Annotated in this window: 11 protein-coding genes; 9 read left to right on the top strand and 2 right to left on the bottom strand. The window is 70.8% G+C overall.

The features are described 5' to 3' along the window. From aroQ to AC3WLB_RS10310, 3 genes are all read left to right on the top strand, one after another. On the top strand, positions 1–796 hold a 796-nt coding region (aroQ, locus tag AC3WLB_RS10320), incomplete at its 5' end, for a gamma subclass chorismate mutase AroQ (RefSeq protein WP_492505632.1). A gap of 94 nt (positions 797–890) precedes the next feature. Next, positions 891–1880 (top strand): hypothetical protein, encoded by a 990-nt coding sequence (locus AC3WLB_RS10315; RefSeq protein WP_492505630.1) that lies wholly within the window; start codon positions 891–893, stop codon positions 1878–1880. A gap of 21 nt (positions 1881–1901) precedes the next feature. Continuing rightward, a complete protein-coding gene (locus tag AC3WLB_RS10310) occupies positions 1902–2939 on the top strand; it encodes an LLM class flavin-dependent oxidoreductase (RefSeq protein ID WP_022896262.1) in 1038 nt (345 codons plus the stop codon). A gap of 14 nt (positions 2940–2953) precedes the next feature. Here AC3WLB_RS10310 and AC3WLB_RS10305 read toward each other — a convergent pair whose 3' ends face one another. Further along, positions 2954–3364 (bottom strand): DUF2255 family protein, encoded by a 411-nt coding sequence (locus AC3WLB_RS10305; protein ID WP_492505627.1) that lies wholly within the window; start codon positions 3362–3364, stop codon positions 2954–2956. Between the two features lie 58 nt (positions 3365–3422). On the opposite strand from AC3WLB_RS10305, the gene AC3WLB_RS10300 reads away from it, so the two are divergent. Further along, on the top strand, positions 3423–4907 hold the full coding sequence (locus tag AC3WLB_RS10300) for a cryptochrome/photolyase family protein (RefSeq protein WP_492505625.1): 1485 nt from the start codon (positions 3423–3425) through the stop codon (positions 4905–4907). Positions 4908–4969: 62 nt separating this feature from the next. Next, on the top strand, positions 4970–5224 hold the full coding sequence (locus AC3WLB_RS10295; protein WP_492505623.1) for a hypothetical protein: 255 nt from the start codon (positions 4970–4972) through the stop codon (positions 5222–5224). Positions 5225–5252: 28 nt separating this feature from the next. Here AC3WLB_RS10295 and AC3WLB_RS10290 read toward each other — a convergent pair whose 3' ends face one another. Further along, complete coding sequence (locus tag AC3WLB_RS10290) at positions 5253–5927, bottom strand: LuxR C-terminal-related transcriptional regulator (RefSeq protein WP_492505621.1); 675 nt, start codon at positions 5925–5927, stop codon at positions 5253–5255. Between the two features lie 103 nt (positions 5928–6030). Here AC3WLB_RS10290 and AC3WLB_RS10285 point away from each other — a divergent pair, with 103 nt between their 5' ends. The 4 genes from AC3WLB_RS10285 to dnaE all read left to right on the top strand — a co-directional run bounded on the left by AC3WLB_RS10285 (position 6031) and on the right by dnaE (position 14190). Then, positions 6031–7332: a sensor histidine kinase gene (locus AC3WLB_RS10285; RefSeq protein ID WP_492505619.1), complete on the top strand. Its 1302-nt coding sequence runs from the start codon at positions 6031–6033 to the stop codon at positions 7330–7332. Beyond that, the gene (locus AC3WLB_RS10280) at positions 7329–8567 is read left to right on the top strand and encodes a hypothetical protein (RefSeq protein ID WP_492505617.1); all 1239 of its coding nucleotides are present in this window, start codon (positions 7329–7331) and stop codon (positions 8565–8567) included. The genes AC3WLB_RS10285 and AC3WLB_RS10280 overlap by 4 nt, the downstream gene beginning before the upstream one ends. Before the next feature lie 90 nt (positions 8568–8657). Beyond that, positions 8658–10574 carry a hypothetical protein gene (locus tag AC3WLB_RS10275; RefSeq protein WP_492505615.1) on the top strand — a complete coding sequence of 639 codons (1917 nt, stop codon included), beginning with the start codon at positions 8658–8660 and terminating at the stop codon, positions 10572–10574. Positions 10575–10728: 154 nt separating this feature from the next. Next, entirely contained in the window at positions 10729–14190 is a 3462-nt protein-coding gene (dnaE, locus tag AC3WLB_RS10270) for a DNA polymerase III subunit alpha (RefSeq protein WP_492505653.1), read from the top strand. Position 14191: the final 1 nt, after the last annotated feature.

Below are 14191 nucleotides of genomic sequence, written 5' to 3'. Positions count from 1 at the left end.
CGGGTCGGACTGGTGGTCCGGTTCGGGTCGTGTCCCGTGCATCCGTCACCACCGCGGACCAGCCGCGGATGGCTGGGTCTGGAGCGACTATTTGTGTGTCTGGCTCGCATCCATCTTCGGCAAGCGAGCGCAGCTCGCGCGGCAGCTCACGGCGCAGGACACCCAGCCCCGATACGCTCATGCCGTGCGTCAAACCGTCGTGATCCGTCTCCTGCTTCTCGCTGCATCCGTCACCGTGCTCACCGGATGCGCGACAACGACGCCGCCGACGGCGACGAGCACACCGACTCCGACAAGCGCCATCCCGGCCGGTGCCTTCGACGAGGTGCTCACCCTCGTCACCGAGCGGCTCGCCACGGGCGACGAGGTCGCCGCCTCGAAGTTCTTCAGTGGGCAGCCGGTCACCGACGAGGCCCGCGAGAAGGCCGTGCTCGACGCTGCGGCCGCGCGCGCGACCGAGGTGGACGCCGACCAGGACTACATCCGCGTGGTGTTCACCGACCAGATCTCCGCCAGCAAGGAGGTGCAGCAGGCGCTCCTCGACGCCTGGGCCGCCGGCACCGCCACGCCGCCCGTCAGCGCCCCCGACCTCGCCACCGAGGTGCGGCCGGTACTCGACCGCATCACCCAGAGTCTCGTGCCGGCGCTGGCCGCGGTGGAGCAGTACCGCACGGATTCCGGATGCGCCGCCGCCGTCGCCGAATCCGCATCCGCCGCCGCGCAGGCCGCGTCGAGCACGGCGAGCGCCACCGCCCTGGCGGCCCTCCCCACGGCCACCGCCCACCTCTGTGACTGAACGCCCGCACGCCGGCGCCCCCGGGGTCGCCGGCCGGTCGACCGGAGCCGCGGGTGCGCGAACTGGGGGAGCAGGCCGAACCCGGCAGCTACCCGTGACGGGGACGGCGCGACGGCTGCTGTGGAGCCCGTGGCCGTGGGCGCTCGTCCTCCTCGGCGGGTCGACCGCGCTGGTGGTGAGCGACCCGGCCGTGGGCTTCGTCGCATTCCTGCTCGCGCTCGGGGGTGGGTGGCTGTGCGGCATCGGGGTCGTGGGCGCCGCATCGCGCGGACGCCGGCCGGGTAGCGCACTGGTGACACTAGCGGTGGCGGCGGTGGCGGCCGGGCTCCTGCTGTGGGGATTGGTCGCCATGGGCCCCGCCATCGCCCGGGCACTGCCGCCCCTGCCGCGGGCGGCACTGACGGTTCTGCAGTTCGCGGCCCCGCCGGGCGCCGGGTGGATCTGGCTCGCAGCCCTCGCCCGCTTCGTCGACCTGATTCCCGGCGGGCGGCGCACCGCGCCGGCTGCGACCTCGCCCTCAGCCGAGCTCGCGCCGGCCTGGGTCACCGCACATGACGTCTCCGAACTCCGATTCACGGCCGTCCCGCTGCGGATGCGCACGCTGCGGTTGCTCATCGCCGCCTTGATGGTGGTCGTCGGCGGCTGCGGTGGCGCCCTCATCGCCGCCACGGGGGATCTCGCCGCGCGTCTCGGCCCGACCGCCGTGGTGGTGGTCGTCGGGGTGGTCATCGCGCTGCCCGCCGTTCTGCTGTTCCGCGGCATCCTCAACCGCCGCAGCGTCGACTGCCTTGTGCGCGTTGATCTCGCCCGGGCGCGCCTTCAGGTGACGGCCGGTGCGGCCACGCTCGAAGTGGCGCTGCGCGACATCGACCGGCTGTGCTGGCGGCGCGAGAGCGACTACGCGCGGCTCGAGGTGCGTGCCGGGCGGCTCGAGCTGACCCTCCTGTGTGGGCTCGCGCGCGGCTCCGCCGGCACCACAGCACGGCTCCCGGCCCTGCCGCGCCGAGTGGAGGAGGCGCTCCAGCAGGCCGGGCTCACCGCATCCGTCGCCCGTGGCGGCCCGACGATCTGGAATTCTCGCTGACGACCCCGTGTTGACATCACCGTGAGCACCTCGAACCGCAAGAACATCGGCTTCCTGTCCTTCGGGCACTGGACTCCGTCGCCGCAGTCGCAGACCCGCACCGCCGCCGACACGCTGCTGCAGTCGATCGACCTCGCGGTCGCGGCCGAAGAGCTCGGCGCCGATGGCGCGTACTTCCGCGTGCACCACTTCGCCCGGCAGCTCGGCTCGCCGTTCCCGCTGCTGGCCGCGGTGGGTGCGCGCACGCAGCGCATCGAGATCGGCACCGGCGTGATCGACATGCGGTACGAGAATCCGCTCTACATGGCCGAGGATGCGGGCGCCGCCGACCTCATCTCCGGCGGCAGACTGCAGCTCGGCATCAGCCGCGGATCACCCGAACAGGTCGTCGAGGGCTGGCGCTACTTCGGCTACCAGCCAGCCGAGGGGCAGGATGACGCCGACATGGCCCGCGAGCACACGAAGGTTTTCTTGCAGGTGCTGAAGGGGGAGGGGTTCGCTCAGCCCAACCCGCGCCCGATGTTCCCCAACCCGCCGGGTCTCCTCCGCATCGAACCGTACTCCGAGGGGTTGCGCGAACGCATCTGGTGGGGCGCTGCCTCCAACGCCACGGCTCGCTGGGCGGCCGAGCTCGGCATGAACCTGCAGTCCTCGACGCTCAAGATGGACGAGACGGGCGAGCCCTTCCACGTGCAGCAGGCCGCGCAGATCCGTGAGTTCCGGGAGGCGTGGGCGGATGCGGGTCACGACTTCACCCCGCGGGTCTCGGTGAGCCGCAGCATCTTCGCGATCACGAACGACCTCGACCGCGCCTACTTCGGCGGCGACGACGACAGCCGCGACCAGATCGGCAACATCGACGCCAACCTCCGCGCCATCTTCGGCCGGAGCTACGCCGCCGAGCCCGACCGGCTCGTGCAGCAGCTCGCCGAGGACGAGGCGATCGCCGAGGCCGACACCCTGTTGCTCACCGTGCCCAATCAGCTCGGCGTCGACTACAACGCGCACGTACTCGAGTCCATCCTCACGGAGGTCGCCCCGGCGCTCGGCTGGCGCTGAGCTCTGTTCGGTCGCTAGGCGTCGATCGGCCTGAGGCGGAGGGTGGAAGCGGCGGCCTCCGCGGTGACCATCGAGACGGCACCGGCTGCGCCGTACTTCGCGCGGTAGGCGGCATCCACGCGGGCGGCGTGCTCCGCGCCCGTGGGCGCGACGGCGACGAGCCGCTCGGCGGGGGAGCGCACCCACAGCCGCCCGGATGCGACTGCGGCGCCGTACCAGCCGGTGTCGCGCCGCTGCCAGGTGCGCACGAGCACGTCGTCGCCCACCACGACCACCCAGATGGGCAGCCAGCGGCCGGGCCGGCCGTCGCCCAGCACGCGGGCGACCTCGACCTCGTGCAGACCGGCGAGGTGACGCAGCTCCTCGGCGGGCCAGGAGCCGCGCATCCGGCCGGCGGGCTCAGCCGAGGAGTTCGCGGGGTCCATGCCGTCAGGCTACGCCCGCGCACGGCCGACGCGGCGTGATCGTGCCACGCTGGGGAGCATGAGCACGAACCGTGCAGCACCCCGCACCCGGTGGGTGTTCGCCGGGCAGCTCGGCCCGCTGTTCGACGACGGCGGCCGGATGCTCATCGTGGAGGCGCGGTCGGTGTTCGGGCGCCGGCCGATGCACCGCGCCAAGGCGCACCTCCTGCTCTCCGCCCTCCGCCACCGGGCGGCAGCACTCGGTGACCGCGTGGAGTACCACCGGGTCGAGCGCTACGCCGACGTCGTCGACGGCCGCGACGACCTCGAGGTCATCGACCCCACGAGCTGGGCCGCCCGCCGGTTCGTGCGACGCCAACCGATCGCCATCCTGCCCAGTCGCGGCTTCGTCACCGCCGAGGACGACTTCCGGCGCTGGGCCGACAGCCGCACCGGGCAGCGGATGCTGCTCGAGGACTTCTACCGCACGGTGCGCCGGCGCACGGGCATCCTGATGCGCGGCGACCAGCCCGAGGGCGGCCGCTGGAACTACGACCACGACAACCGCAACCCACCCCCGAAGCATGCGGCGCGCCTCGGGCTGCCGGACCCGTGGTGGCCCGAGGAGGACGACATCGACGCCGAGGTGCGGACCGACCTCGACCGCTGGGAACGCGAGGGACGGGTGACCCTCGTCGGCGACGACGGGCCGCGGCGGTTCGCGGCCACCCCGGAGGAAGCGCAGCACGCGCTCGCCGACTTCATCCAGACGCGCCTGAACGACTTCGGGCCCTTCGAAGACGCCATGCTGAGCGGCGACTGGACCATGGCGCACTCCCAGCTGAGCGCCCCGCTCAATCTCGGCCTCCTCGATCCGCTCGACGTGGTCGAGACCGTCGTGGCCGAGTACCACGCCGGGCGCGCACCGTTGTCGAGTGTGGAGGGGTTCGCGCGGCAGATCCTCGGCTGGCGCGACTACGTCTGGCACCTCTACTGGTACCTCGGCGAGGGGTACCCGACCGCCCGCAATGCGCTCGGCGCACACACCCCGTTGCCGCGTGCCTTCCGCGAGCTCGACCCCACGGCCATCGAGTCGGCGTGCCTCCGCGAGACGATCGACGGGATGCGCCGGCACGGCTGGGCGCATCACATCCAGCGTCTGATGGTGCTCGGCAACTGGGCCCTCCAGCACGGCTACGATCCGGTCGCCCTCAACCAGTGGTTCGTCGACATGTTCGTCGACGGCACGCCGTGGGTGATGCCCGCCAACGTGATCGGAATGTCGCAGCACGCCGACGGCGGGGTCGTCGCGACCAAGCCGTACGTCTCCGGCGGCGCCTACATCGACCGGATGTCGGACTACTGTGCCGGCTGCGCCTTCGACCCGAAGGTGCGGCTGGGCGAGCAGGCGTGCCCGTTCACCGCCGGGTACTGGGCCTTTCTCGAACGGGTCGAGCCACGCATCCGAGACAACCCCAGAATGGCGCAGCCGCTCGCCGGGCTGCGGCGCTTGGCCGACCGAGCGGCTGTCGTCGATCAGGAGCGGCACCGCCAGCGCTGGTGAGCCGTCGGGTGCCGCGCGCACTGCGGGGTGGCGGCGATCGGTGTCGCGAATAGAGTCGTCGTATGGAGCAGACACCTGAACCGCCCCGTTTGACGCAGGCGCAACTCGAGGCATCCGAGCACACCGAGAAGCGCACCGAGAGCGGGGAGGTGCGGTACTACGTGAAAGACCTCGAGAAGCACCTCAAGGCGTGGGAGCACCCCAACCCCGACGGTCTGGTCGCGTACTTCACCCCCGACGGGAAGTTCCACGCCCAGGGCGTCGAGCGCGAGCACCAACTGCAGCTGATCGGCATGATGGGCGGCGCCGTCGCCTGACCGCTCGGCAGACCGGCGGGCGGATGGCTCAGCGCGAGTCCCGCACGACGTCGCTGCCGCGCTGCGGCGCCACAATCAGCCCGCCGCGGATCGCCTGCTCCCGCAACGCCACCTTCGTGCCGATGTCGATGCCGGCCGCGAGATACCGGGCCCGGATGCGCTTGAGGTGCGACTTCGCGGTCTGCTCGCTGATGCTCAGCACCGTCGCGATGCGTTTCGCCGACTCGCCCGTGCTGTAGAGCGCCATCACCTGGCGCTCCTGCGTGGTGAGCTGGGGCAGCTCCGGCACGGTGTCGAGCTGCGCCCGCAGCCGCGGCGACACGAAGGTCTCACCGGCGATCGCGGCGCGGATGGCGAGCACGATCGTCTCGGCCTGCTCGCTCTTCACGATGTACCCGGCCGCCCCCGCGGCCAGGGCGTCGCGCACGACCGCGGGCTCTGAGTAGGTGCTCATCAGCACCGTCCTCACCCCGACGGTGTCGAGTGCGCGCAGCTTCACCGAGACGGGGAGGTCGTCGCGCAGATCGAGATCGAGCAGCACCGCATCGACCGGGAACTGCGGATGCGCGAGCAACTCGGGCCAGGTGGACACCGCCGCGACCAGCTCGATGTCGTCGGCCGCGCCACGGATCCACTCACTGAGGGCGGTCAGGAGCATCCGGTGGTCGTCGACGAGCGCGAGCCGGATGCGTGTGCCTGCCATGAAGGCAAGCCTGGCACCAGCCGGGCGTGGGCGGGTGCCGGCGGGTGCCCCCCAACCGGGTGAAGCGAGGGATCCGCCGACGGGGTCGCGCTATCTTTCAGTCGTGACCATACAGCCGGCCGCCGGCCGCGACGCTCCGGCCGCGGTGAGCGGCTCCGCAGACGCGCAGCGGCTCGCGCTGGTGGGCGCCCGGGGCTTCGGCATCGTGTTCACGGTGTCCGCGCTGATCAACCTCGCGGTGCCTGCTGCCGGCCGGCTCCCCGCGCTGGCACCGGTGCTGGTGGGCCTCGTCGCGGTGGCAGCCGGATTCGTGATGCTCGGAACGCGCCGGGGCGGGGCTCGCTGGGTGGGCGCGACCTACGTCGCGGGGTTGGCCACTCTCGCCGCCTTCCTGCTGCCGGGGGCGGAGGTGACCGACGGGTCGACGGTCGCGGCGGTGACGATGCTGTCCTCGCTCGCCATCCCGTCGCTCCTTGTCGCGGTCGCGGGCGGCGGCGCGGCCGGGAGACGTGGCGGTTCGGGAAGGCGTGGGGGAGTGCATCCGCTCGTCGCCGCGGCGGCAGGGGTGCCCGTGCTCGTGCTCGCGGTCGTGGTGAGCGTGCCGTTCGGGCGCACGGCGTTCGTGGGGATCGCGGTCGTCGGCGGGTGGCTGGGGCTCGCGCTCGCGGGCTGGTGGCTGACCCGGAGCGCCCTCCGCGTCGAGACCGGCCTCGAGCGATTGCGGCAGGGCTATGCCGCAGAGCGCCGGTCGACCGAGGCCGAGGCGGAGCTGCGTTACGGCGCCCGGGTGCTGCACGACACGGTGCTGGCAACGCTGTCGCTCATCGCGCACTCCGGCGACGGGGTGCCGCCCGACCGCCTGCGCGCCCAGGCCGCCACCGACAGCGCGGTGCTGGCGCGGCTGCGCACGGAGGGCACGTTGTTCGCGCCCGCGCCCGCGCCCGCGTCTTCGCCGTCGCCCGGGCGCGCGCCGGGCTCGGCGGTCGACGCGGTCTCCGCGCGCGCCGCGGCCCCGTCGCCCCTCGTGCCCACGCAAAGTGTGCGGGCGCAGGTCGAGAGCCGGTTCGCCGCGCCCGGTTTCACGGTGGTCTGGCACGGTGTCGAGCGGGTCGATGCAGCCGCGACGCAGCTCGACGCGCTCGTTCGCGCGGTGGCCGAGTGTCTCGAGAACGCGCGTCGGCACTCCGGCGAGTCCCGCGCCGAGGTGACGGTCACGCACGACGAGCGGATGGTGCGCGCCGTCGTCACCGACACCGGGGTCGGCTTCGATCGGGAGGCCGTACCGCGCGGGCGGCTGGGCGTGGCGGAGTCGGTGGAGGCGCGCATCCAGGCGGTCGGGGGCACGGCTCGCGTGTTCTCGTCGGTCGGTCGCGGAACGACGGTGCTGCTCGAGGTGCCGCGATGAGCGCGGTGCGCCGGGGCGCGGGCGACGACCCGGCGGCTCGAGGTGTCGCGACGAGTTCGCCGGGCACCGGCACGCTGGCGCAGCTGATTGCGGCCTACCACGACGGACCGGTCGCCATCGGCCGGCTGCGCACGCGCATCCGGCAGGACCGCAACCTGAGCGCCGGGTACCTCGGCCTCGGCTTCGCGCTGCTGGGTGCTCTGGTGTTCGTGCGCGGTCTCGCGTCGCTCGGCTGGTCGTGGTCGGACGGGCCCGCGCGCTGGCTCTCGCTCGTCGCCTGGGCCGTGCTGGCCGTGGCGTTCGCCGGAGTGGTGCTGACCGGGCGGCGACGCGGTGGCGTGCTGCCCGCCCGGGTGGCGGCCCTGCTCGAGGTGGCCGGGCTGTTCGCCGTGATCGCCGACCTGTTGGCCTTCCTGGCCGGCGGATCGGGAGCGCCGTTCTACCCGACCGCCGTCATCGGCTTCGGCGCGTGCCTGCTGGCCTGCCTGCCGCTGCAGTCGCTGCGGCGCAGCGTCATCGGCGCGGTGGTGCTGACGGCGAGCGGATGCGCGACCGTGGCGATCGGCTGGATCGCCGACCCCGCGAGCCTCTCGGCCGGGATCACCGGCCTGCTGCTCGGACTGACGCCGGTGGTGGCCGGGATCACGATGATCCATGCCGCCGACCGGTACCTCGGCCGCCGGATCGAACAGGCGGTCACCGAGAGCCTCATCACGGCACCCGCGGTGGGGCTCGGAGTGACGGCGGCCTCGGAGCTGCGGCGGCTGGACGGCGACGCCGAGCGCCTCCTGGCGGAGGTCGCGGCCTTGCAGCCCGGGCAGCACATCGACGCCGCCACGGCCGCTCGGGCGGAGCAGCTGAGCGACGAGCTGCGGCAGGCGCTCGTGACCGATCACGAGCAGACCTGGCTGCAGATCGCGCTGACCGAGTCGGAGCATCTGCGACGCACCGTGCGCGTGATCGATCCGGCACTGCTCGCCGCCCGGCTGGAGCCCGAGCAGCGGGGGAACCTGCTCGCCCTCACCTGGCTGTGCGTGGCGCACGCCGCCGCCCCCGCGCTCGACCTCACCTTCCTTCCGGCAGGGGAGCACACGGCGCCGACCGTCGTGTTCTCCCTGGTGGGCACCCATCGTCGCGGTATCGACCCCGCGGTCTGGCCGCTGTTCGCCCGCCTCGGGCGTCACACCGTCGACCTGGCGGCCGACCGCGCCCTGGTCATGGTCGAGCTCCCCTGACGCTGCCTGCGAATCACCTCTTCCGCCGGGGGCACCGAGCGAGGATGATGTTGCCCGTCGGCGCAACGGGGCGAGCGGAACGAGGGTGCCATGGCGCGCAACTACATGAGGGTCGTCGTGCGGAACGAATCCGGTGCCACCCTCCATCTCAAACACGCCGCCACCTCCGGCGACTGGACCCCGGGCGGCTGGACCCCGGCGAGCTTCATCGACACCCCGCCGGGCAACGACCTGCAGTGGCAGGCCGAGGGCGACTCCGCGCTCGGTGTCGCCCTGAGCGGCGTGGAGGCCCGCGCCTGGTACGACGTCGTGGCGCCCGACGGCACCGTGGCGGGCGAGCTCTACATCTTCGCGGACAGCCCCTGGGTCGAGTCGCAGTACGGCAACACCTTCCACGTGCACGCCCCCGGCGGCTACTACGCCGCCTACGTCGACGCCGACGGCCAGAAGCGGGGCAACCGCGCCCAGCTCGAGATCGTGTTCCGCGACACCGCCCGGGTGTCGGTGCCGGGCTTCACCCCGTCGGTGAACGGCTTCGGCTTCTCCAACACCTGGAGCGGCGACCTCCCCGTCGTCACCCTCGGCTGGGTGTGGAACCGGATGCGCGAGGCACTGCTCCGCAACGACTCCGGCTTGCTCGATCTCGGCATCGGCGGTGACATCGTCGACACCCTCGGCATCGGCACCGTGCCCGAGGAGTGGTTGCCCATCACCCACGCCGACAGCGGACTCTGCGGCGGCATGACCTACACGGTCATGGACTATTTCCTGGCCGGCCGGCTCCCCGACGTCCCCGCGGTGGAAGACGGCTCCTTCGTCTCGCCCGACTCGCCGGACGACCCGCTGTTCCGTTACGTCCGCGACCGCCTGCTCGAGAGTTTCGACGTGAACGGGCGGGGCATCCGCTGGCTGTCCTACTCGTCGCCGCTGTATCCCGACGACGACGAGGGCGCGCTGCAGACCCTCGGGGTCGCGAAGGGCAAGTCGTGGGTCACCTACCGCGAGGAGTGGCCGCGCATCCGTCGCGACCTCGACGCCGGCCGGCTGGTGCCGCTCGGCCTGGTGCAGAGCGACGATTTCGACATCGGCGCCAACCACCAGGTGCTCGCCTACGCCTACGAGCAGAGCGGGCAGACCGTACGCCTGTGGGTCTACGACCCGAACGTGCCCAAGCAGGCGGCGGCGCCGGCGGTGGCCGACGACCTCTTCTACGAGTTCGACACCACCGACACGTCGCACGGCATCACGGTGCTGCGGCACAACGGGCGGGAACAGGATGCGCAGAAGAAGATCTTCGCGATCCTGGTGATGGATGCGTACGTGCCGAAGATCCCGCCGGGCGGCACCCCGATCCCGCCGCCCGCGACGCCGAAGACGGCGACCATCACCGTGAGCGCCGAGTCGTTCACCACCGGGGGCGACACCCAGAGCGAGACGACGAACGACTGCGGCGAGCCCAAGCGAACCGGCGTCTGGATGAGCCGCACGACCGCGTCGTTCGTGGTGCAGGCGACCGGATTCGCGCGGCCGGCCGTCACATGGACGGTGGGTGGCGTCGCCGTCGCAGCCGATGCGACTTCGGTCGAGATCAGCTCCGACGGCGCGAGCTACCGCGTCGGGTGCCGCATCATGCCCGGCGGGCGCGCTCTGGAGCTCGCCTCCGAGTCCGGCGAGACCTACCGCGCGAGCGTCGAGGCGACGGTGACGGATGCCGACGGCTCGGCGATCACGGCCACCGACGCCTTCGACGTGGCGGGCACGTACTCGGGCCTGCGCATCGAAGACATCCGCGCCGAGGCGCAATGCCTGGTGCGTCTCATCCCGGCGCCCGCCGACTTCGGCTGGAAACCGCGGCGCGGCAGTGGCGGCGTGCACGTCGTCGGCACCAAGTTCGGTGCGGGTGTGGAGGAGGAGTCCGAGAGCCTCGTCGACACGATCGTGACCGCCACGAAGAACCCCGTCGTCGACCCGATCGACTACACCGTCACCCGCTTCACGCAGCACTGAGTGCGTCGCGCCGGTCATCCTGACGACACCGTCGCGACACGCCGGCGCGGCGTCGGCGGCGGCGTTTAGACTTGGTACCCAAGCCGAGACAGCCGGAGACTCAGTGCCCTCGAACGACTCCTTCGTGCACCTGCACGTCCACAGCGAATACTCGATGCTCGACGGTGCGGCCCGCGTGAAACCCCTGATCGACGCGGCGAAGGAACAGGGCATGCCGGCCGTCGCCATCACCGACCACGGCAACGTCTTCGGTGCGTTCGACTTCTGGAAGACGGCCACCGAGGCCGGTATCAAGCCGATCATCGGCACCGAGGCCTACCTCACCCCGGGTACCCATCGCGGCGACAAGACGCGCGTGCGCTGGGGCAACGGCGGGGGAGACGACGTGTCGGGCGCCGGTGCCTACACGCACATGACGCTGCTCTCCGAGACGACCGAGGGCATGCACAACCTCTTCCGGCTCTCGTCGAAGGCCAGCATCGAGGGGTACTACTTCAAGCCGCGCATGGACCGCGAGCTCCTCAGCACCTACAGCAAGGGCCTCATCGCCACCACCGGATGCCCGTCCGGGGAGATCCAGACCCGCCTCCGGCTCGGGCAGTACGACGAAGCGCTGAAAGCCGCATCCGATTTCCGTGACATCTTCGGCAAGGAGAACTTCTTCTGCGAGATCATGGACCACGGTCTCGAGATCGAGCGGCGCATCATGACCGACCTGATCCGGCTCGCCAAGGAGCTCGACCTCAAGCTCGTCGCCACCAACGACCTGCACTACACGCACGCGCACGACGCCACGAGCCACGCCGCGCTGCTGTGCGTGCAGTCGGGTTCGACCCTGAGCGACCCGAACCGCTTCAAGTTCGACGCCGACGAGTTCTACCTCAAGTCGGCCGCCGAGATGCGGCAGCTCTTCCGCGACCACCCCGAGGCCTGCGACAACACCCTCCTCATCGCCGAGCGCTGCGAGGTCGCCTTCGACACCAGCGCCAACTACATGCCGCGGTACCCGGTGCCGGAGGGGGAGACCGAGGCCACCTGGTTCGAGAAGGAGGTCGAGGAGGGTCTCAAGCAGCGCTACCCGAACGGCATCAGCCAGGAGGTGCGCGAGCGCGCCGACTACGAGGTGGGCGTCATCAAGAGCATGGGCTTCCCGGGCTACTTCCTCGTGGTGGCCGACTTCATCAACTGGTCCAAGCGCAACGGCATCCGTGTCGGCCCGGGTCGTGGTTCGGGTGCGGGCAGCATGGCGGCCTACGCCATGCGCATCACCGACCTCGATCCGCTCGTGCACGGCCTCATCTTCGAGCGGTTCTTGAACCCCGACCGTGTCTCCATGCCCGACTTCGACGTCGACTTCGACGACCGGCGCCGCGGCGAGGTGATCAAGTACGTCACCGAGAAGTACGGCGACGAGCGCGTGGCGCAGATCGTCACCTACGGCACCATCAAGGCCAAGCAGGCGCTGAAGGACTCCGGCCGTGTGCTCGGCTTCCCGTTCAGCATGGGCGAGAAGCTGACGAAGGCGATGCCGCCGCCCATCATGGGGAAGGACATCCCGCTCTCCGGCATCTTCGACAAGGCGCACCCGCGCTACAAAGAGGCCGTCGACATCCGCACCGTCATCGAGTCCGACCCCGAGGCGCGCACCGTCTTCGACACCGCGCTCGGCATCGAGAACCTGAAGCGGCAGTGGGGTGTGCACGCCGCCGGCGTCATCATGTCGAGCGACCCGTTGATCGACATCATCCCGATCATGAAGCGGGAGCAGGACGGCCAGATCGTCACCCAGTTCGACTACCCGGCGGCCGAGTCGCTCGGCCTCATCAAGATGGACTTCCTGGGGCTCCGCAACCTCACCATCATCGACGACGCGCTCGACAACATCCAGGCCAACCGCGGTCACCGGCCGGTGCTCGAAGACCTCGCGCTCGACGACAAGGCCGCGTACGAGCTGCTCGCCCGCGGCGACACCCTCGGTGTCTTCCAGCTCGACGGCGGCCCGATGCGCGGGCTGCTGCGCCTGATGAAGCCCGACAACTTCGAGGACATCTCGGCGGTGCTCGCGCTCTACCGGCCGGGCCCCATGGGTGCCGACTCGCACACCAACTACGCGCTGCGCAAGAACGGCCTGCAGCCCATCACGCCCATCCACCCAGAACTCGAAGAGCCGCTGCGGGAGGTGCTCGGCGGCACCTACGGCCTGATCGTGTATCAGGAGCAGGTGATGTCGATCGCCCAGAAGCTCGCCGGCTTCACGCTCGCCCAGGCCGACCTCTTGCGTCGCGCCATGGGCAAGAAGAAGAAGTCCGAGCTCGACAAGCAGTACGAGGGCTTCTCGAAGGGCATGCACGACAACGGCTACTCCGAGGCCGCGGTGAAGACCCTGTGGGACATCCTGTTGCCCTTCTCCGACTACGCCTTCAACAAGGCGCACTCGGCGGCCTACGGCGTGGTCTCGTACTGGACCGCGTACCTCAAGGCGCACTTCCCCGCCGAGTACATGGCGGCGCTGCTCACGAGCGTGGGCGACTCGAAAGACAAGATGGCGATGTACCTCAGCGAGTGCCGTCGCATGGGCATCAAGGTTCTGCCGCCGGATGTGAACGAGTCGATCGGGTTCTTCACCGCCGTCGGCGCCGACATCCGCTTCGGTCTCGGTGCCGTGCGCAACGTGGGTATGAACGTGGTGGAGCTCATCCGCGCCGCCCGTGAAGAGAAAGGCGCGTTCACCTCGTTCGGCGACTTCCTCAAGAAGATCCCGCTGCAGGCCACGAACAAGCGCACCATCGAATCGCTGATCAAGGCGGGCGCCTTCGACTCGCTCGGCTCGACCCGGCGGGCGCTGATCGAGGTGCACGAGGCGATGATCGACAACGCGGTGTCGGAGAAGCGCAACGAGGCCAACGGCCAGGTGGGCTTCGACTTCGACTCGCTGTGGGATGCGCCCGAGGAGGTGCACGAGATCCCGCCGCGGCCGGAGTGGGCCAAGCGTGACAAGCTCGCCTTCGAGCGCGACATGTTGGGGCTGTACGTCTCCGACCATCCGCTCGCGGGGCTCGAGATCGAGCTCGCCAAGCACGCGTCGACGAGCATCCTGGACCTGCTGGAATCGGATCACGTCAACGACGGCGATCAGGTGACCGTCGCCGGCCTCATCACGAGCGTTCAGCACCGCACGGCGAAGAACTCGGGCAACCAGTACGGCATGATCACGGTCGAGGACTTCGCCGGCGAGATCACGGCCATGTTCATGGGCAAGACCTACCAGGAGTTCGGCCCGGCGCTCACCAACGACGCCATCGTGGTGGTGCGCGGGCGGGTGTCGCTGCGCGACGACGGCATGAACCTGCACGCGTTCAGCATGTTCCAGCCGAACCTCGGCACCGCCGGGTCGAGCGGGCCCATCCACATCTCGCTCGCCGAGACGCGGGCCACGACCGACACGGTGCAGGCGCTGAACGACGTGCTGATCAGGCACTCGGGCGACACGGAGGTGCGGCTCAAGCTCATCAAGAACGACAACGTCAGGGTGTTCGAGGTGCCGTTCCAGGTCTCGGTCACCGCCGACCTGTTCGGCGAGCTCAAGTCGCTCCTCGGCCCGAACTGCCTGGCCTGAC

Source organism: Herbiconiux sp. FW305-C-125, assembly GCF_058783455.1.
The sequence above is the reverse complement of the archived record's forward strand: the minus strand, read 5'-3'. Positions and strand labels throughout refer to the sequence as shown.